This is a genomic window from Mycobacterium sp. (assembly GCF_035570115.1).
In the GTDB taxonomy this organism is placed as follows: Bacteria; Actinomycetota; Actinomycetes; order Mycobacteriales; family Mycobacteriaceae; genus Mycobacterium.
Genome location: NZ_DATMLH010000241.1, coordinates 1 through 19,781, shown reverse-complemented (window position 1 = coordinate 19,781; position 19,781 = coordinate 1). Strand labels below are relative to the sequence as shown.

Genomic DNA, 19,781 nt, shown 5'->3' with positions numbered 1-19,781 from the left:
CGAACTTAGCAAGTATTCGGCGGCCCCGCTGCGACCCGAACATCGCGAGTCGCGTCGAGGTGGCGTGGTATGCCTGAAACCGTGTCCGACGGTCTGTTCGACGTCCCCGACCCGACCGGCTTGACCGGACGCGCGCCGGGCGGTTCGGCCGCTGCGCCGTTGGCCGTGCGGATGCGCCCGGCCAGTCTGGACGAGGTGGTCGGACAGGACCACCTGTTGCAACCCGGCTCGCCGCTGCGGCGCCTTGTCGAGGGTTCGGGCGTGGCGTCGGTCATCCTTTACGGGCCGCCCGGCAGCGGTAAGACCACGCTGGCCGCGCTGATTTCGCAAGCCACCGGCCGGCGGTTCGAGGCGCTGTCGGCGTTGTCGGCCGGGGTCAAAGAAGTCCGCGCGGTGATCGACGTGGCTCGTCGCGCCGCCGCCCACGGCGAGCAGACCGTGCTGTTCATCGACGAGGTCCACCGGTTCTCCAAAACTCAGCAGGACGCGCTGTTGTCGGCGGTAGAGAACCGGGTGGTGCTGCTGGTGGCGGCCACCACCGAGAATCCCTCGTTCTCCGTCGTCGCCCCGCTGCTGTCGCGGTCGCTGATCCTGCAGTTGCGGCCGCTGAGCGCCGAAGACATCCGCACAGTGGTGCAGCGCGCGATCGACGACCCCCGCGGGCTGAATGGGCAAGCCGCGGAGCCCGACGCCGTCGAGCTACTGGTGCGGCTCGGAGCCGGAGACGCCCGACGTGCGCTGACCGCGCTGGAGGTCGCGGCCGAGGCGGGGGAGCAGGTCACCGTCGAGGCCGTCGAGCAGTCCGTGGACAAGGCCGCGGTCCGCTACGACCGCGACGGCGATCAGCATTACGACGTCATCAGCGCGTTCATCAAGTCCGTGCGCGGTTCCGACGTCGACGCCGCATTGCACTATCTGGCCAGAATGTTGGTCGCCGGTGAGGACCCGAGATTTATCGCGCGACGGCTGATGATCTTGGCCAGCGAGGACATCGGCATGGCCGACCCCACCGCGCTGCAGACCGCCGTCGCCGCGGCGCAGACCGTGCAACTGATCGGGATGCCCGAAGCCCAGTTGACACTGGCGCACGCCACGATGCACCTGGCCAGCGCGCCCAAGTCGAACGCCGTCACCGCGGCGCTGGGTGCGGCGATGGCCGACATCGAAGCGGGGAAGGCCGGGCTGGTGCCGCCGCAGCTGCGCGACGGCCATTATTCGGGCGCGGCGGCGCTGGGCAACGCGCAGGGCTACAGCTACCCGCACGATGACCCGGACGGTGTTGTGCCGCAACAGTATCCACCGGACGAGCTCGTCGGCGTGGACTACTACCGCCCCACCGGCCACGGCGCGGAGCGCGAGCTGGCCGGTCGACTCGAGCGGCTGCGGGCGATCATCCGGCGCAAGCGCGGCTAGCCGCTCGCCTGCCCCAGCCGGCTGGCCAGTGAGTGACCCGCGTCGAGCACATGGCGCTCGGCGATGCTGCGGGCTTTCTCGGCGTCGCCGTCGGCGAGCGCCGACACCAGCGCTTGGTGATCCTCCAACGCGTGGTGCTCGTGCTCAGGGAACATCGCCAAGAAGTTCGACGGCACGACGCGGACGGCTTGGCGGATCTGCGCCATCAATCGCCGCGAATGGGCCGCGCGATGGATCGCCCGGTGAAATTGCCAATTCGCGCCGACGATGGCGCCCTCTCCGGAGTGGGACTCGACGTCGGTCGCCAGTGCGCGTAGCCGCTCAACGTCGTCCGGGGTGACCCGCCGCGCGGCCCATGCCGCGGCCTGCCCGGTCAGCACACCCACGATCGTGAAACTGTCCAGCACGTCCTCGGGGCTGATGCCGATCACCGTGACGCCGCTGCGTGGCGCCACGCGCACCAGTCCGTCGTAAGACAACTCGAGCAACGCCTCGCGTACCGGTGTGCGGCTGGTGGCGAACTCCTTGGTGATGGCGTCGAGGTCGAGCCGGGTGCCGGCAGGCAGCGCGCCGGTGAGAATGCGGTCGCGCAGCTCGCGCGCAGCGCGCTCGCGCACCGTGCCGGCGATGTCGACGTCGTTGGGCATACGGATGACCTTAGGGCAATCGTGAATCTAACACTTGAAATCTAATATATCAGATGTTACACATTAGAGATGACCACACGACAAATGGCGCTCGTCGCCTTCATGCAAGCAGGCAGCACCTCGGTCTACGCGGGCTCGTGGCGGCATCCCGCCACCGAGCACGGCTACCTCGACGCCTCGTACTACGCCAAGATCGGCAGGCAGCTCGAAGAGGGTTGTTTCGATCTGATGTTCTTCGACGACCGGCTGGCGATGCCCGGTATTTACGGCGGCTCGGTCGCCGACGCGGTGAAATACGGCGCACGGCCGGTGAAGCTGGACCTGTCCATCGTGCTGGGCGTGCTGGCGCAGGCGACGTCGCGCATCGGTCTCGGTGCGACCGGCTCGACCACCTACTACCCGCCGTACCACGTGGCCCGGACGTTCTCCACCCTGGACCATCTGTCGGGTGGCCGCGCGGCCTGGAACGTCGTCACGTCGGTCAACGACAGCGAAGCCCAGAATTTCGGCCTGAACACGCATTTGAGCCATGACGCACGCTACGACCGGGCCGAGGAGTTCATGGATGCCGTCGTCGGCCTGTGGGACACCTGGGAAGACGACGCGGTGCTGCACGACCGGGTGGAAGGCATTTACGCTGACCCGACGAAGGTGCACGAGCTCAACCACGACGGGGAGTTTTTCTCGGTGCGCGGGCCGTTGACGGTGCCGCGCGGCCCGCAGGGTCGGCCGGTGATCATCCAGGCCGGCTCATCCGGTCGCGGGCGTGAATTCGCTTCGCGCTGGGCCGAATTGATCTTCACCGGCGATCCGGGTATCGAGGTGGCCCGCAGTCATTACGCCGACCAGAAGGAGCGCATCGACGCCGCCGGCCGCGACCCGCAGTCGGTCAAGATCTGCCCGATGGCCTACGCCGTGGTGGGGGAGTCGGAGGACCATGCCAAACAGCGCGAACAGGTGTTTCTCAGCGACCTGGTTCACCCGATGGCGTCGCTGACCCTACTCTCAGAGCTGATGAACTACGACTTCTCCCAACACCAGCTCGACGACCCGATCACCGACGAGCTCATCGAATCGGTGTCTGGCATCCGCGGACTGGTGCAGAACCTGCGCGCGCACATCGGCGACACCATCACGCTGCGCGACCTGGCCGGCCACCGCGCCACGCTGCTGCAGGGCCCGCGGTTCGTCGGCACCGGCACGCAGGTCGCCGATCAGATGGAGGAGTGGTTCGACGGCGGCGCCTGCGACGGGTTCGTCTTGGCCGCAACACATCTGCCCGGCGCGTTCGAAGACGTGGTGCGGATGGTGGTTCCGGAGCTGCAGCGGCGCGGCCTGTTTCGCACCGGCTATGACGGCACGACCCTGCGCGAGCACCTCGGCCTGCAACGGCCGGTTTGTGCGCCCGTCGGAGCATGATGCTCGAAGGCATCCGGGTTCTCGACGCCGCCACGCTGGCCGCGGCACCGCTGGCCGCCACCTACCTCGGCGAGTTCGGCGCGGACGTCATCAAGATCGAGCAACCCGACGGCGGAGACCCGATCCGCACCTGGGGCAACCAGATCGACGGCGTCGGGCTGATGTGGAAGTCGTTGTCGCGCAACAAGCGTTCGATCACCCTGAACATGCGCGTCGCCGAAGGCCAGGCGCTGCTACGCGGCCTCGTCGAACACGCCGACGTGCTGATCGTCAACACCCGGCCCGCGACGCTGCGCAAGTGGGGGCTGGACTATCCGGCGCTGCGTGCGGTCAACGACCGAATCGTCATGCTGCACATCACCGGCTACGGGCTGACCGGCCCGAAGAGCGAGCGGCCCGGCTTCGGGACGCTCGGCGAGGCGATGAGCGGCTTCGCCAACATCACCGGCCAGGCCGACGGACCGCCCACGCTGCCGCCGTTCATGCTGGCCGACGGGGTGGCGTCGCTGAACGCCGCCTACGCGGTGATGATGGCGCTCTACCACCGCGACGTGCATGGGGCGTCCGGCCAGCTGATCGACATCAACCTGATCGATCCGCTGGCGCGGCTGCTGGAACAGACGCTGCTGGGCTACGACCAACTCGGGCTGGTGCCGACGCGGGCGGGTAACCGCTGGGACATCTCGGCGCCGCGTAACACCTACCGCACCGCCGACGACCGCTGGCTGGCGATGTCGGGCAGCTCACCACAGCTGGCGCTGCGGGTGTTTCGGGCCATCGGACGCGCCGACCTGGTCGACGACGCCGACTTCTCCGACCCCCAGCGGCGGCTGGCGCGGGCCCGCGAGGTCGACCAGGTGGTCGCCGACTGGGTGGCCACCAAGACGCTGGCCGAGGCGATGGAGATTTTCGACGCCGCCGAAGTGGCCGCGGCGCCGGTCTACGACATCACCGACCTCGTCGCCGACGAACAGCTGGCGCATCGCGAAGTCTTCGTCAAGGTCGGCGACGACGAACTCGGTGCCATGACGGTCCAAGCGCCCGTGCCGCGGTTCTCGGCGGCCAGCGGCCGGGTCGAGCATCTGGGCCCTCGGATCGGTGCGCACAACGCCGAGGTGTACGGCGAACTGCTGGGCCTGCGCGGCGGCGAAATCAACGACCTGCATGCCCGCGGCGTGCTGTGAGAGGAACAACCCGATGACATCCCTGCTGCGCCGCTCCGAACTGGCCGTGCCTGCAGCCAACGACCACATGTTCGCCCATGCCGCGGCGTCGGACGCCGACCTCGTCTTCCTCGACCTCGAGGATGCCACCGCGCCGGCGCACAAGGAGGCGGCCCGCGCTAAGGCCGTCAAGGCGCTCAACGAGCTCGACTGGGGGCACACGGTTCGCGCCATCCGCATCAACGGGCTCGACACCCAGTGGTGCCACGACGACATCGTCGAGGTCGTTACCAACGCCCGAGAGAACCTCGAGACCATCATCATCCCGAAAGCGCTACGGGCGCGCGATGTTTGGTGGGTCGACGTACTGCTCACCCAGCTGGAGGCCAAGCTCGGCCTGTCCCGCCCGATCCGCCTCGAAGTGCTCATCGAAGAGGTCGAGGGACTTGCCAACGCCGAGGAGATCGCAACGGCCAGTCCGCGGCTGGACGCGCTGATCTTCGGTGTCGGCGACTTCTCGCTGTCGCAGGGTGCCCGGGTGGACACCAACTTCGACCCGCTCGGCGAATACCCCGGCGACTTCTGGGCCTATGCCCGCAACAAGGTGCTCGTCGCGGCGCGCATCGCGGGCATCGACGCGATCGATGCGCCGTATCCGGACTACCACGATCTCGACGGCTATGAGCGCGACGCCCGACGGGCGTCGCTGATGGGATACACCGGCAAGTGGGCGATCCACCCGACCCAGATCCCGGTCGCCAACAAGGTGTACGCGCCCACCGATGAGGAGATCGCGCTGGCGGAGCGCAACGTCGCCGCCTATCGCGAAGGCGAGGCGAAGGGGCTGGGCGCGGTCGGTGTCAACGGCGTCCTGGTCGACGCCGCACACGTGAAGATGGCCCAGGCAACGCTGGCGCGCGCCGCGCTAATCGCGAACGGCGGCCCGTCGTCACGCTAGCGTGACGTTCGACGGCCGCCGCCACACCAGCGTGACGCTCGGCGGGCGCCGTTAGCAATCCACGGAAGGGCGGCCGATGAAAACTTTCACCGACGACGAGATGAATGCCTTGTTACCGGCCACCAAGGAGTACAACGTTGTCATCCTCAAACGAGGCCCCAGCTTTAGCGACGACGCGGCGCCGGCGGTCATCTGGGAGCACGGCCGGCGCAACTTCGGGCTACGCGACGCCGGCGTGCTCGCGGTGGTGCTACCGGTCACCGATGGCTCCGACGTCTGCGGAGTCGGCGTGTTCACCGGGACGGTCGATCAGACCGTCGCGCTCATGAGCGACGATCCCGGTGTGCAAGCCGGGGTGTTCACCTTCGAGGTGCACCCGTGCCGCGGTTTCCCCGGCGACTCGTTGCCGTAATAGCGCTACGCCGAGATCGACGCCAGCGCAAGAAATTTCGCGAAAAGCTGCTCTAGCGTCGATCTCGGTGAAGCAAAGACGACGCGGCTAGATCAGCTCGGGCACCCGCAGGTGGGCGATTGCCAATTCGAACTCGCCGACGTCGAATTGATCCGCGCCGAGGTCGCGAAGCCTGGCGGTACGTAGCGACCGGGCCTGGTCCCCGTTGCGCTCCATCGCGTCGAGGCTGTCGAACGTCGACGACGACACCGCCCGCCAGGAGTTGCGGTCGATCATCAGGCTCGCGCTGCAGAAACCTTCGAGCTCTTCGATCGCGGGCAGCACCGACTCCCGGTAGAACGCGATGGCCCGGTCGAATTGGTCGGGCCGCACTTTGAGCCAGGTGGCCCGCACGCCGGCACCCGGACCGGAGGGGTGGTCGCGGTGCAGAACCGCGATCTCCCATTCGTCGACCGTCGGGCTACCGCCGAACGTCTGGGCCGCCTGATCGCGAACCGGTCGGATCCCATCGGCGCTCGCGCGCATCGCCTGTTCGTTCTCCCACGAGCTGGTCGCGATGCAACGACCGGAGCCGCGGTCGACCAGCAACGACACACCAAGACAGCCGTCGACTTTTTGGAGTGCCGGCATGACTACATCGCGAACGTGCGCGATCCCGGCGTCGATGGACGACGGTTGCGCCTCGATAGTGGTTGAGCGCGCATACACGAGACAAGGCCTCCTTAGTCGGGGACAGCGCCCCGGTGGCGCCACCGGTCCCACCAATCACCTTCCTCTGGCGGATTGTCGATGGCAATGGGCAACGCCGCTGCGCTTGTTCGGGATTCGCGCAAGGCAGTACCGGCCGGCGGCCAGTCGGCCGGTCTACCGCCGCTCCGATCGATCAGACCAGCTCGGGCGCCCGCAGATGAGCGAGTCGGAGCTCGAACTCGCCGTCGTCGAGCTCCTCGGCGCCCACTTCCAATATCTTCGTGTTCTTCAAGGCCGTCGCCTGTTCCCGGCTGCGTTGCATCGCGTCGAGGCTGTCGAAGGATGTGCAGGTCACCGCGCGCCCGGATGCACGATCCACCAGCAGGCTCGCGCTGCAGAACCCGTCGAGTGCCTCGAGGTCGGGCAGGACGGACATCTTGTAGAACTCGATGCCCGCGTCGAGTTGATCTGGCGGCAATTTGACCCAGATCGCTCGCGCGCAGGCGCCTTCACCAGCGCGGTGATCACGGTGCAGCACCGCGATTTCCCAATCGTCGACCGTCGCGCTACCGACGGCGCCGAACTCTCCGGCCACTCGATCGCGAACCGGTCGTGTGGGCTCGGCGCTGGCGCGCATCGCGTCCTCGGTCTCCCACGCGGTGGTCGCTATACACCGGCCGGTCTCCCGGTCGACTAACAATGACAAGCCGACGCATCCGTCGACCTCCTGAATTCGCGGTAGCACGGCTTCGCGGACGTGCGCAACGCCGGCGTCGATGGACGATGGTTGCGCCTGGATAGTGGTAGAGCGCGCGTACACGGCTCACCCCTTCCCTCTCGGGGCGGCGCCCCGGTGGCGCCACCGGTTCAACCAACACCCTCCTCCGCCGGATCAGCGGTGGCAATGGGCTAGCGATGGTTAAACCGTGCATTTGCTGAGGATGGACCGCTTGAGATGGCAGGTCACGGAGCACGCCTCTTAGGCTTGTGCGATGCATACCGATGTGCTGCAGGTGGACACCACGCGTCGTTGCATCGTGGATTTGACCGAATCAGTGCGCGCATTTTGCTTCCCGTGCGGCGACGGTCTCTGCAACGTGTTCGTCCCGCACGCGACGGCGGGGGTGGCGATCATCGAGACCGGGGCGGGTTCCGATGACGACCTCGTCGACACCCTGGAACGGCTGTTGCCGCGTGACGACCGCTACCGGCACGCGCATGGCTCGCATGGTCACGGCGCCGATCATGTGCTGCCGGCCATCGTTGCGCCGTCGATCACGTTGCCAGTAGAGGGCGGCGAACCGCAGCTGGGCACCTGGCAAAGCGTGGTGCTGGTCGATCTCAACCGGGACAATCCGCGGCGCTCGGTGCGGTTGAGTTTTCTCAACGGGTGAACGGGCGCCGCCCCGCGGTGCGGTTCGTTGAGTGTTCAGGCGTGGGCAACCGGACCGGTACTGTAATGCGGTCGAATAGGCCCCCTAATAGGGTGGAAATTGGCTGGGCAGGTCGCCTGACAGGAAGAGCCAAAAGGAAGCGGAGAAGTGCAGACACATGAGATCAGGAAGAGGTTCCTGGATCATTTCGTGAAGGCGGGTCACACCGAGGTGCCAAGCGCCTCGGTGATCCTCGACGATCCCAACCTGCTGTTCGTCAACGCCGGCATGGTCCAGTTCGTGCCGTTCTTCCTGGGCCAGCGCACCCCGCCGTATGCGACGGCGACCAGCATCCAGAAATGCATCCGCACGCCCGACATCGACGAAGTCGGGATCACCACCCGGCACAACACGTTTTTTCAGATGGCCGGCAATTTCTCGTTCGGCGACTATTTCAAGCGCGGCGCCATCGAATTGGCCTGGACCCTGTTGACCAGCTCCGTTGCCGAGGGTGGTTACGGATTCGATCCTGAACGGCTATGGGCCACAGTCTATTTGGATGACGACGAAGCGGCGCAGCTGTGGGCGGAAATCGCGGGGTTGCCCGCCGAGCGCATCCAGCGCCGCGGCATGGCCGACAACTACTGGTCAATGGGCATTCCCGGGCCGTGCGGTCCCTCGTCGGAGATCTACTACGACCGCGGCCCGGAGTACGGTCCCGAGGGCGGTCCGCTGGCCAGCGAAGAGCGGTACATGGAGATCTGGAACCTCGTGTTCATGCAGAACGAGCGCGGCGAAGGCACCAGCAAGGAGGACTACCAGATAAGGGGTGCGTTGCCGCGCAAGAACATCGACACCGGCATGGGCGTCGAGCGGGTCGCGGTGCTGCTGCAGGGTGTGCACAACGTCTACGAGACCGACCTGCTGCGCCCGGTCATCGACATGGTGGCCGCGCGCGCGCCGCGTGGCTACGACGTCGGCAATCACGACGACGATGTGCGCTACCGCATTATCGCCGACCACAGCCGCACCGCGGCGATTCTGATCGGCGACGGCGTCAGCCCCGGCAACGATGGGCGCGGCTACGTGCTGCGCCGGCTGCTGCGCCGGGTGATCCGCTCGGCCAAGCTGCTGGGCGTCGAGGGTCCGATCGTCGGCGACCTGACGGCCACCGTGCGTGACGCGATGGGCCCGTCGTATCCCGAACTCGTGACCGATTTCGACCGGATCAGGCGCATCGCGGTGGCCGAGGAGACCGCGTTCAACCGGACGCTGCAGTCCGGTTCACGGCTGTTCGACGAGGTGGCCGCTGCCACGAAGGCATCCGGCGCCCACGTGCTGTCCGGATCGGATGCGTTCACCCTGCACGACACCTACGGATTCCCGATCGAGCTCACCCTCGAGATGGCCACCGAGGCCGGCCTGCAGGTTGACGAGGCCGGGTTCCGGGAGTTGATGGCCGAGCAGCGTCGCCGCGCGAAAGCCGATGCCGCAGCGCGCAAACACGCTCACGCCGACCTGACCGCGTATCGCGAGCTGGTCGATGCCGGGCCCACCGAGTTCACCGGCTTCACCGAGTTGACGTCGGAGGCCCGGATCCTGGGCATCTTCGTCGACGGCAAGCGGGTGCCGGTAGTAGCCCACGGCGCAGAAGGGTTGGCAGGGTCAGCGGGAGCCGATCACGTCGAACTCGTGTTGGACCGCACACCGCTGTACGCCGAGTCGGGCGGGCAGATTGCCGACGCCGGTACCATCAGCGGCACCGGTGCGGGCGAGAGCGCCCGGGCCGCGGTGACCGACGTGCAGAAGATCGCCAAGACCCTTTGGGTGCATCGGGTTAACGTCGAGTCCGGCGAATTCGTGGAGGGTGACACTGTGGTGGCGGCCGTGGACCCGGCCTGGCGCAAGGGTGCCACCCAGGGGCACTCGGGTACCCACATGGTGCACGCTGCGCTGCGACAGGTGTTGGGCCCCAACGCTGTTCAGGCCGGATCGCTGAATCGTCCGGGGTACTTGCGCTTCGACTTCAACTGGCAGGGCCCGCTGTCCGACGAGCAGCGCACGCAGGTCGAGGAAGTGACCAACGAGGCCGTGCAGGCCGACTTCGAAGTACACACCTTCACCGAGCAGCTGGAGAAAGCCAAGGCGATGGGTGCGATGGCCATGTTCGGCGAGGCCTACCCGGACGAAGTGCGTGTGGTGGAGATCGGTGGCCCGTTCTCGCTGGAGCTCTGTGGTGGCACGCATGTGCACAACTCCGCGCAGATCGGCCCGGTGACGATCCTGGGTGAATCGTCGGTCGGCTCCGGCGTGCGTCGGGTGGAGGCCTACGTCGGGCTGGACTCGTTCCGCCATCTGGCCAAGGAGCGTGCGCTGATGGCCGGGCTGGCCTCGACACTGAAGGTGCCCTCCGAAGAGGTGCCCGCCCGGGTGGCGAACCTGGTCGAAAGACTCAAAGCCGCGGAAAAGGAAATCGAACGCACCCGGCTGGCGACGGCGCGGGCGGCCGCGGTCAATGCCGCTGCCGGTGCGCAGCGCATCGGTAGCGTCCGTCTGGTGGCGCAGCGGATGTCGGCCGGGATGTCGGCCGCCGACCTGCGGTCTTTGGTCGGCGACATCCGCGGCAAGCTCGGCAGGGACCCGGCAGTGGTCGCATTGATCGCCGAGGGTGAAGGCGGCAGCGTGCCCTATGCGATCGCGGCCAACCCGGCCGCCCAGGACTTGGGCCTCCGGGCGAACGACTTGGTCAAACAGCTCGCCGGAGCCGTCGACGGTCGGGGCGGTGGCAAGGCCGACCTCGCGCAGGGTTCGGGCAAGGATCCGTCGGGCATAGAAGCCGCACTCGCTGCGCTCCGATCAGAGATAGCGCGGGTCAGCTGAGTGGACTCTTCACACCGTCTGCCGGATCGGCCCGGCGGGGACGATCCTGGACCCGGACGGCGACTCGGCATCGACGTGGGCAGTGTGCGCATCGGCGTGGCGTGCAGCGATCCGGACGGCATCCTGGCCACGCCGGTGGAAACGGTCCGCCGCGACCGGTCGGGCAAGCATCTGCGACGGCTGGTCGAACTGGTCGACGAGCTGCACGCGATCGAGGTTGTGGTAGGGCTGCCGCGAACCCTGGCCGACCGCACCGGCCCGTCAGCCCGCGACGCGATCGAGCTGGCCGGCGCGCTGGCCGGCCGGATCGCGCCGACACCGGTGCGGCTGGCCGACGAGCGGTTGACGACCGTCAGCGCGCAACGATCACTGCGCCAGGCGGGGGTGCGGGCCAAGAGTCAGCGTAGGGTCATCGACCAGGCAGCGGCGGTGGCGATCCTGCAGGGTTGGCTCGATGAACGTCGTACCATGCTGCCCGGGGAGGTCAAGGGTGTCTGACGACCAAGGGCGGCCCCGCGCCCAACCCGTGGCGGTTGGACCGCCGCGTCGGGTGCGGTCGCGCGCCGAGCGGATCCGCGCCGAGCGTGGCCGTCGTCGGCACCGCATCGTGCTTGGATTTGCCGTCGCCCTACTCATGGTCGTGGTTTTGGCGGCAGTGTTCGTCGGCTCGAAGCTGTGGCACACCCTGGGCCCGCAGAACGACTATGCCGGTGATGGCAAAAGGGATTTGGTAATCCAGGTCCACGCCGGCGACTCGACCACCGCGATCGGCGAGACGTTGCAGAACCGCGATGTAGTCCGCACCGTCAAAGCGTTCGTCGAGGCCGCCGAAGGCAATGACGCGATCTCGTCTATCCAGCCCGGCTACTACCGCATGCGCACCGAAATTCCCGCGTCGAACGCGGTGAAGCGGCTCGCCGATCCCGAGACTCGGGTGGGCAAGGTCGTCATTCCCGAGGGGCAACAGCTCGACGACACCACCGACGTCAAAACGAACGACGTGACGCCCGGAATCTTCACCATGATCTCCAAGGCCACCTGCGTCGAGCTGGACGGCGACAACCGCTGTGTCTCTGCGGACGATCTGCGGACGGCGGCCGAAAAGACTCCGCTGGCCTCGCTGTCGGTGCCGGCATGGGCGGTCGAGCCGGTCACCCGGATGGGCGCCGAACACCGACGGATCGAAGGCCTGATCGCGCCGGGCACGTTCAACGTCAACCCGTCCGGTTCGCCCCAGACGATCCTGGAGGCGCTGATCAGCTCGAGCACCGAGCAGTATGTGAAATCGGGTCTGCTGGAGACCGCAACCGCGATGAACATGTCGCCGTATGACGTCCTGGCGGTCGCGTCGCTGGTTCAGCGTGAGGCCAAACCACCGGACTTCCCGAAGGTTGCCCGCGTCATCTACAACCGGCTGGCCGAGCACCGCACCCTGGAGTTCGACTCGACGGTGAACTATCCGCTGGATCGTCGCGAAGTGGCCACCACTGACGCCGACCGCGCACAGCAAACGCCGTGGAACACCTACGTTTCCGAGGGGCTGCCTGCCACGCCGATCTGTTCGCCGGGCACTGATGCGCTCAAAGCCGCCGAGCATCCCGAGCCCGGCGACTGGCTGTACTTCGTCACCATCGACTCGCAGGGCACGACGCTGTTCACCCGCGACTACCAACAGCATCTGGCGAACATCGAGTTGGCCAAACGCAACGGTGTCCTCGACTCCGCGCGTTAGGAAAGCCGGCGTCCTCGGTTCGCCGATCGCGCATTCACGCTCTCCCCAGCTGCATCTGGCCGCCTACCGCGCGCTGGGCCTGGCCGACTGGACCTACGAGCGCATCGAATGCGGCGCCGAGGAACTGCCCGCTGTGGTCGACGGGTTCGGGCCGGAGTGGGTTGGCGTCTCGGTGACGATGCCGGGAAAGTTCGCCGCGCTGCGTTTCGCCGACGAGCGCACCGATCGGGCCAAGCTGGTCGGGTCGGCCAACACCCTGCTGCGAACGCCGCGCGGCTGGCGCGCCGACAACACCGACATCGACGGCGTGATGGGTGCGTTGTTGGGCACGGTGACCGGTCGCGCGGTGGTGTCGGGGTCGGGCGGCACCGCCCCGGCGGCGATTGTGGCCTTGGCCGAGTTGGGCGTTGGCGATATCACCGTGGTGGCCCGCAACCCGGACAAGGCCGCCCGTTTGGTGGAGCTGGCGACCCGGGTCGGCGCGGCGGCCCGGTTCTGCGACCTGGACGGCGGTGCGGTCGCCGACCGGGTGACGGCCGCGGGCGTGTTGGTCAGCACGCTGCCGGCCGACGTGGCGGGGCGTTATAGCGACGTCTTCGCCGGCGCGCCGGTGCTGCTGGACGCCATCTACGACCCGTGGCCGACACCGCTGGCCGCGGCGGTGGCCGCCGCGGGTGGCCGGGTGATCAGCGGCCTGCAGATGCTGCTGCATCAGGCGTTCGCGCAGGTTGAGCAATTCACAGGGCTGCCCGCGCCGCGAGAGGCGATGATCGCCGCGTTGCATTAGCGTGCCGCGCATGCCGATGGTGGCCGCGCTGCTGTGGATGGCCGCGTTGACCGCCTACGACGTCCGCCGCCGCCGGCTGCCCAACTGGCTTACACTCCCGGGATTCGCGGTGATCATGCTCGCCGCGGCCGGCTCGGGCCACGGCGCGGCCGCAGCGCTGGGCGCCGCGGCGCTGGGTGCCGTCTACCTGCTGGTGCACCTGACATGGCCGACGGCGATGGGCGCCGGAGATGTCAAGCTCGCGCTCGGGCTCGGTGCCCTGACCGGCTGCTTCGGCGGCGACGTGTGGTTGCTGGCGGCGCTCGGCGCTCCGCTGCTGACGGCGGCGACGGCGGTGGTCGCCGTGCTTCGCCGCTCGGGGCCATCAGTGCCGCACGGCCCGTCGATGTGCCTGGCCAGCGTCGTGGCGGTGAGCCTGGTGCTGCTGCCTTGACCCGATTGGCAGCGTCTGGCAGTGCCGTTACTGGAGTCGGCAGCGCGTCTGGCCGGACCATCTGGGCATGACAAGCACATCGATTTCAGCCAACCCTCGCCACACCGACTCCGCGCGCCGGCGATCTCTTCGCGCCGACCTCGTCTTCTGGACCGCCGCGGGCGCGGTCGTCGCCGCGCTGAGCGGACCACTGGCTCACTGGTGGCAGGTGTCCGGCACGGTGCTCCTCGTCGGCGGTTTGTCGTTCGTGATCCTTGGACCCGTCATGCTGCTCGGCCTGAACCGAATTCGCCGGGTGTCACGTGGGCTGGTGGCCGGTTTCGTAGTGACCAATTTCTTGCTGGCGCCGATCACCGCCGCGGCGGCATGGTTCGGGTGGCTGGGGTTGAGCGCCGCGGGCAACTGGGCGCTTGCCGACGCCGCAGCGGCCATGCTGGTGCTGGGTGTCTGGCAACTCACCGCGTGGCAACGGTAGCGGCTGAGACGGGCTAGGCCGCCGCGGCGCGGCGGCCGTTGAGCGCGCTACGCAATCCATAACGCTTACCGTCGAATTCGGGTGGCGTCTCCCCGGAGAACTTCTTTTCGGAGTGGGTTTCCGGCGCATCGTCGGATGTCCGACGCAGCCACTTGTCGGGCAACGCCAGTTTGAAGATGGTCCAGAAAGATTGCCAGTACTGCCGCAGCAGCGGCCCCGTCGTGTAGGGCAGGTCGTATTTCTCGCACACGGCGCGCACTCGAACGCCGATCTCGGCGTACCGGTTGCTGGGTAGATCGGGGAACAGATGGTGCTCGATCTGATAGCACAGGTTCCCGCTCATGAACGCCATGATCGGGCCGGCGTTGAAATTCGCCGAGCCCAACATCTGGCGCAGATACCACTCGCCGCGGGTCTCCTCTTCGAAACTCTCCCGGGTGAATTTCTCGGCACCGTCGGGAAAGTGCCCACAGAAGATGACCATGTAGGCCCAGTAATTTCGGATGAGGTTGGCGATAGCGTTCGCCTTGAGCGTGTGCTTCCAGTTACTGCCGGCCAGGGCCGGGAAGACGATGTAATCCTTGCCAGCCTGCTTGCCCATCTTGGTGCCCATGATGCGTAGGTCTTTGCGTGCCTCGGCCCACGTCTTCTCTTTCTTCCGGATCTTGTCGGTCTCGACGTGATGCAGCGCAACGCCCCACTGGAACAGCGTGCCCAAAAGCAAGTTGTAGACGGGATTGCCGATCATCCACGGCGCCCAGCGGTGGTCTCGCGTCACACGCATGATGCCGTAACCCACGTCGCTGTCCAGACCGACGACGTTGGTGTATTTGTGGTGCACGAAATTGTGCGAGTGTTTCCACTGCGACGACGGGCAGGCGGTGTCCCACTCCCACTCGGTGGAGTGGATTTCGGGGTCATTCATCCAGTCCCACTGGCCGTGAATGATGTTGTGGCCCAATTCCATGTTCTCGATGATCTTGGCCGACGCCAAGCTGGCAATACCCGCCAGGCGCGCGATTCTGCTGCTGCTCGCGAACAGCGCCAAGCGGCCGAATGCCGCGAGCCCGCGCTGCAACTGGATTGCGCGGCGGATATACCGCGCATCGCGTTCGCCCCGCGATTCTTCGATGTCGGCGCGGATAGCGTCCAGCTCGGCGGCCAGATCCTCGACGTCTTGCGGGCTCAGATGCGCGTACGCCTTGATATCAGTGATAGCCATTAGACGGGTTCCCTCTCAAACCTTGATAGTGCAGTTGCCGGATGCGGTCGAAATGCATGTCTGTATCCGATCGCCGGCCCCGTGCTCCTGGCCTGAACGAACGTCGCGGATGTGGCCGTCTTCCAACGGCAGTACGCAGGTCTGACAGATACCCATTCGGCAACCGAAGGGCATTTGGATGCCCAACTTCTCGCCCGCCTCGAGAATCGATGTCGCACCGTCGATTTCGATTTTCTTGTCCGAGATCGCGAATGTCACGGTGCCACCTTCACCGCCTTTGTCGGTGGCGGCGATACTGAATCGCTCCATGTGCAGCGCGTCATCGACGTCGTTGTCCCGCCACACTTTTTCGACCGTGTCGAGCATGGCCGCGGGTCCGCATGCCCACGCCGAACGGTCCCGCCAGTCGGCGACGATATTGTCGAGTTCGTCGAAATCGACCTTGCCGTCGGTCTCGGTGAGCTGAAGATGCAGTCGGTAGCCTCGCTGCTCTTGTTCGATTTCGCGCAGTTCGTCGTGAAAAATCACCGCCTCCTGCGACCCTGCCGAGTGCACGTGCACGATGTCCGGGAACTGACCCCGGGTCCGCAACGATCGCAGCATGGCCATGACGGGTGTGATGCCACTGCCGGCGGTGATGAACAGAAGTGCTTGCGGGGGAGGATTCGGCAGCGCGAAGTCGCCTTTGGGCGATGCCAGCCGAATGATGGTGCCCGGTTCGACGCCGTTGACCAGATGGGCGGACAAAAATCCCTCGGGTGTGGCCTTCACGGTGATCGAGATATCACCGCCCCCGTGCTCGGGAACCGAGGTCAGCGAATACGACCGCCAGTGCCAACGACCCTCGACGCGCAAACCGATGCCGACGTATTGGCCCGGACGATAGTCACCGGAAAACCCCCAGCCCGGCCGGATGACGACCGTCGCCGTGTCGTCGGTTTCAGGTTTGACCGCAACGATCTCGCCGCGCAGCTCGCGTGCTGACCAAAGCGGGTTGAGCAACGACAAGTAGTCATCCGGCAGCAGCGGTGTCGTTGCTCGGGTAGCCAATCCTCGAACCATGTTGACCCACGCCCCTGAGGCAGAGTCCACATCTCTAGCGGGCGATCTGGCCCAGCGCACCAGATTTTTCAGCGGCGTAGACAAGGGGCCGCCTTCCACTCGTGCGCCCCGCGCGGGGCGCTGTGACTGTGATCACAGACTGCTTACCCTACTCAGCGGTAACCAAACCCAAGTCGAGGCCTCAATCGGGTGAACAGCCAGATGCGAGCGCGACGCTTTTCCTCGTCTACTCCGGTCATGGGAAGATGGGACACGTGTTGCGATGGACCACTGCCGGTGAATCCCACGGCCGGGCGCTGGTGGCCGTGCTGGAAGGCATGGTCGCCGGGGTCAGCCTGACCTCCGAGGACATCGGGTTCCAGCTGGCCCGCCGCAGGCTCGGCTACGGTCGCGGCGCACGGATGAAGTTCGAGCGCGACGACGTCACCATGCTGGCCGGCGTGCGGCACGGCGTGACAATGGGCGGCCCGATCGCTATCGAGATCGGCAACACCGAATGGCCGAAGTGGGAGACGGTGATGGCCGCCGACCCGGTGGACCAAGCCGATCTCGACGTTGCCCGTAACGCCCCGTTGACCCGGCCGCGGCCCGGCCACGCCGACTACGCCGGCATGCTCAAGTACGGCTTCGACGACGCCCGCCCCGTGCTCGAGCGGGCCAGCGCCCGCGAGACCGCGGCACGCGTCGCGGCCGGCACCGTGGCCCGGCTCTTCCTGCGGCAAGCCCTCGGAGTCGACGTGCTGTCCCACGTCATCTCGATCGGCGAATCACAGCCCTACGAGGGCCCGCCGCCGCAGTCCGGCGACCTGGAAGCGATCGACGACAGCCCGGTGCGGGCATTCGACAAGGTGGCCGAGCAAGCCATGATCGCCGAGATCGAAGCCGCCAAGAAGGACGGCGACACCCTCGGCGGTGTGGTGGAGGCCGTCGCGGTGGGCCTACCAGTTGGGCTCGGATCGTTCACCAGCGGCGACAACCGGCTCGACAGCCAGCTCGCCGCGGCGGTGATGGGCATCCAGGCGATCAAGGGTGTCGAGATCGGCGACGGGTTCACCACCGCGCGCCGCCGCGGCAGCCGCGCCCACGACGAGATGTACCCCGGCCCCGACGGCGTGGTCCGCTCGACCAACCGGGCCGGTGGTCTGGAAGGTGGCATGACCAATGGCCAGCCGCTGCGGGTGCGGGCGGCGATGAAGCCGATCTCCACCGTGCCGCGCGCGCTCGCCACCGTCGACATGGCGACCGGTGACGAGGCCGTCGCGATCAACCAGCGTTCCGACGTGTGCGCGGTGCCGGCCGCCGGTGTGGTGGTCGAAACCATGGTTGCGCTGGTCTTGGCTCGCGCGGCGCTGGAGAAATTCGGCGGCGACTCGCTGGCCGAGACGCGCCGCAACGTCGAGGCATACCTGCGCTCGGTCGCCGACCGCGAACCCGTCGCCGAAGTCCCGGCTCGGTCTGTAGGGGGATAGTGGCTCATGGCGCCCAAGGCCGTATTAATTGGACTCCCGGGATCGGGTAAGTCCACGATCGGGCGACGGCTGGCCAAGGCGCTCAACGTCACGATGCTCGACACCGACGTGGCGATCGAAGCGCGGACCGGACGCCGTATCGCCGACATATTCGCCACCGACGGCGAGGAGGAGTTCCGTCGTATCGAAGAAGAGGTGGTGCGCGCTGCGCTGGCCGAGCATGACGGCGTGCTGTCGCTCGGTGGCGGCGCGGTGACCAGTCCCGGAGTACGCGCCGCGCTGGCCGGTCACACCGTCATCTTCCTGGAAATCAGCGCCGCCGAAGGGGTGCGTCGCACCGGCGGCAGCACCGTGCGGCCGCTGCTGGCCGGCCCGGACCGCGCCGAGAAGTACCGCGCGCTGATGTCGCAACGCGTTCCGGTGTACCGCCAGGTCGCCACCATCCGGGTGAACACCAACCGTCGTAATCCCGGCGCCGTCGTCCGCTACATCGTGTGCCGGCTGCGAGACCTGCAACCCGGGGACACGGGGCGCGGCCGTCGCCGTCCACCGTGGCGACGCTCGCCGTCCTCGCTGAGCCCAACCGAAGCCGAGACTCCAACCGGGCCGCCGCCCACCCCCGCCACGCCGGCGGCACTGGCCGCGGCCCGCAGACACGGCAGTGCCGAGGCCGACAAATGACCAACGCCGACGCACCGGTCACCGTGCAGGTGGCCGTCGACCCGCCCTACCCGGTGGTGATCGGCACCGGCGTGCTGGACGAGCTCGGGGGACTGCTCGCCGGCCGGAACCGGGTCGCGATCCTGCATCAGCCGGTACTGGCGCAGACCGCCGAGGAGATCCGAACCCGCCTGGCGGACAAGGGTATCGACGCGCATCGCATCGAAATCCCGGACGCCGAGGCTGGTAAAGACTTGCCCGTCGTCGGGTTCATCTGGGAAGTGCTGGGCCGCATAGGCATTGGCCGCAAGGATGCTTTGGTCAGCCTCGGCGGTGGGGCCGCCAGCGACGTCGCCGGTTTCGCCGCGGCGACATGGCTGCGCGGGGTGTCGATCGTGCACGTGCCCACCACGTTGCTGGGCATGGTGGACGCGGCGGTCGGCGGCAAGACCGGTATCAATACCGAGGCCGGTAAAAACCTGGTCGGTGCGTTTCACCAGCCGATCGCCGTGCTGGTCGACCTGGCGACCTTGCAGACGTTGCCGGGCACCGAAATCGCGGCCGGTATGGCCGAAGTCGTCAAGGCGGGTTTCATCGCCGACCCGGTGATCCTGGATCGGATCGAGGCGGATCCGCAGGCGGCTTTGGACCCGTCGGGTGACGTGCTGCCGGAGCTGATCCGGCGCGCGATCACCGTCAAGGCCGAGGTCGTGGCCGCGGATGAGAAAGAATCGCAGCTGCGCGAAATCCTCAACTACGGCCACACCTTGGGCCACGCCATCGAGCGCCGGGAACGCTACCTTTGGCGCCACGGCGCTGCGGTATCGGTGGGTTTGGTGTTCGCGGCCGAGCTGGGCCGGCTGGCCGGGCGGCTCGACGACGCCACCGCCGACCGCCACCGCAGCATCCTGGCCTCGCTCGGGCTGCCGGTCGGCTATGACGCCGACGCCCTGCCGGAACTCCTGGAGTACATGGCCGGCGACAAG

At 67.2% G+C, this 19,781-nt stretch carries 19 protein-coding genes and 1 pseudogene; 15 read left to right on the top strand and 5 right to left on the bottom strand.

Annotated features, from left to right (window positions below):
• Positions 1-69: 69 nt before the first annotated feature.
• A complete protein-coding gene (locus VNW74_RS22135; RefSeq protein WP_325680771.1) occupies positions 70-1,413 on the top strand; it encodes a replication-associated recombination protein A in 1,344 nt (447 codons plus the stop codon).
• Here VNW74_RS22135 and VNW74_RS22130 read toward each other — a convergent pair.
• Entirely contained in the window at positions 1,410-2,060 is a 651-nt protein-coding gene (locus tag VNW74_RS22130) for a GntR family transcriptional regulator (protein WP_325680770.1), read from the bottom strand. The two genes, VNW74_RS22135 and VNW74_RS22130, sit on opposite strands and share 4 nt — an antisense overlap.
• A gap of 69 nt (positions 2,061-2,129) precedes the next feature.
• Between VNW74_RS22130 and VNW74_RS22125 the strand changes: the two genes are divergently transcribed.
• From VNW74_RS22125 to VNW74_RS22110, 4 genes are all read left to right on the top strand, one after another.
• Entirely contained in the window at positions 2,130-3,479 is a 1,350-nt protein-coding gene (locus VNW74_RS22125; RefSeq protein WP_325680768.1) for an LLM class flavin-dependent oxidoreductase, read from the top strand.
• Entirely contained in the window at positions 3,479-4,663 is a 1,185-nt protein-coding gene (locus VNW74_RS22120; protein ID WP_325680800.1) for a CoA transferase, read from the top strand. The genes VNW74_RS22125 and VNW74_RS22120 overlap by 1 nt, the downstream gene beginning before the upstream one ends.
• 13 nt (positions 4,664-4,676) lie before the next feature.
• Positions 4,677-5,600, top strand: a complete 924-nt coding sequence (locus VNW74_RS22115; protein WP_325680766.1) for a CoA ester lyase — start codon at positions 4,677-4,679, stop codon at positions 5,598-5,600.
• Between the two features lie 76 nt (positions 5,601-5,676).
• The gene (locus VNW74_RS22110) at positions 5,677-6,012 is read left to right on the top strand and encodes a hypothetical protein (RefSeq protein WP_325680764.1); all 336 of its coding nucleotides are present in this window, start codon (positions 5,677-5,679) and stop codon (positions 6,010-6,012) included.
• Positions 6,013-6,099: 87 nt separating this feature from the next.
• Here the strand turns inward: VNW74_RS22110 and VNW74_RS22105 are convergent, their stop codons facing one another.
• A complete protein-coding gene (locus tag VNW74_RS22105; protein WP_325680762.1) occupies positions 6,100-6,720 on the bottom strand; it encodes an antibiotic biosynthesis monooxygenase in 621 nt (206 codons plus the stop codon).
• Between the two features lie 175 nt (positions 6,721-6,895).
• The gene (locus tag VNW74_RS22100; protein WP_325680760.1) at positions 6,896-7,522 is read right to left on the bottom strand and encodes an antibiotic biosynthesis monooxygenase; all 627 of its coding nucleotides are present in this window, start codon (positions 7,520-7,522) and stop codon (positions 6,896-6,898) included.
• A gap of 184 nt (positions 7,523-7,706) precedes the next feature.
• Here VNW74_RS22100 and VNW74_RS22095 point away from each other — a divergent pair, with 184 nt between their 5' ends.
• From VNW74_RS22095 to VNW74_RS22065, 7 genes are all read left to right on the top strand, one after another.
• Positions 7,707-8,096, top strand: a complete 390-nt coding sequence (locus VNW74_RS22095) for a secondary thiamine-phosphate synthase enzyme YjbQ (protein WP_325680798.1) — start codon at positions 7,707-7,709, stop codon at positions 8,094-8,096.
• 147 nt (positions 8,097-8,243) lie between these two features.
• Entirely contained in the window at positions 8,244-10,955 is a 2,712-nt protein-coding gene (gene alaS, locus VNW74_RS22090) for an alanine--tRNA ligase (protein WP_325680758.1), read from the top strand.
• Positions 10,956-11,453, top strand: a complete 498-nt coding sequence (gene ruvX, locus VNW74_RS22085) for a Holliday junction resolvase RuvX (protein ID WP_325680756.1) — start codon at positions 10,956-10,958, stop codon at positions 11,451-11,453.
• On the top strand, positions 11,446-12,687 hold the full coding sequence (gene mltG, locus VNW74_RS22080) for an endolytic transglycosylase MltG (RefSeq protein ID WP_325680754.1): 1,242 nt from the start codon (positions 11,446-11,448) through the stop codon (positions 12,685-12,687). Before ruvX ends, mltG begins: the two co-directional genes overlap by 8 nt.
• Positions 12,665-13,474, top strand: a complete 810-nt coding sequence (locus tag VNW74_RS22075) for a shikimate dehydrogenase (RefSeq protein ID WP_325680752.1) — start codon at positions 12,665-12,667, stop codon at positions 13,472-13,474. The genes mltG and VNW74_RS22075 overlap by 23 nt, the downstream gene beginning before the upstream one ends.
• A 10-nt stretch (positions 13,475-13,484) precedes the next feature.
• Entirely contained in the window at positions 13,485-13,907 is a 423-nt protein-coding gene (locus VNW74_RS22070; RefSeq protein WP_325680750.1) for an A24 family peptidase, read from the top strand.
• A gap of 67 nt (positions 13,908-13,974) precedes the next feature.
• Positions 13,975-14,382, top strand: a complete 408-nt coding sequence (locus VNW74_RS22065) for a hypothetical protein (RefSeq protein WP_325680748.1) — start codon at positions 13,975-13,977, stop codon at positions 14,380-14,382.
• Between the two features lie 13 nt (positions 14,383-14,395).
• On the opposite strand, the gene VNW74_RS22060 is transcribed toward VNW74_RS22065, so the two are convergent.
• Together VNW74_RS22060 and VNW74_RS22055 are read right to left on the bottom strand one after the other, a co-directional pair.
• Entirely contained in the window at positions 14,396-15,604 is a 1,209-nt protein-coding gene (locus VNW74_RS22060; RefSeq protein ID WP_325680746.1) for a fatty acid desaturase, read from the bottom strand.
• A gap of 15 nt (positions 15,605-15,619) precedes the next feature.
• Positions 15,620-16,654: a ferredoxin reductase gene (locus VNW74_RS22055; RefSeq protein ID WP_414686746.1), complete on the bottom strand. Its 1,035-nt coding sequence runs from the start codon at positions 16,652-16,654 to the stop codon at positions 15,620-15,622.
• A 266-nt stretch (positions 16,655-16,920) separates the two neighbouring features.
• Here VNW74_RS22055 and aroC point away from each other — a divergent pair, with 266 nt between their 5' ends.
• The 3 genes and pseudogenes from aroC to aroB form a co-directional block, all read left to right on the top strand.
• Positions 16,921-18,135, top strand: coding sequence for a chorismate synthase (gene aroC / locus VNW74_RS22050; protein WP_325680796.1), 1,215 nt, complete (start codon positions 16,921-16,923; stop codon positions 18,133-18,135).
• Positions 18,136-18,141: 6 nt separating this feature from the next.
• A pseudogene (locus tag VNW74_RS22045) lies at positions 18,142-18,660 on the top strand (shikimate kinase); the annotation flags it as partial.
• Positions 18,661-18,812: 152 nt separating this feature from the next.
• Positions 18,813-19,781: 3-dehydroquinate synthase (aroB, locus tag VNW74_RS22040; RefSeq protein WP_325680742.1), on the top strand; the 969-nt coding region annotated here is incomplete at its 3' end.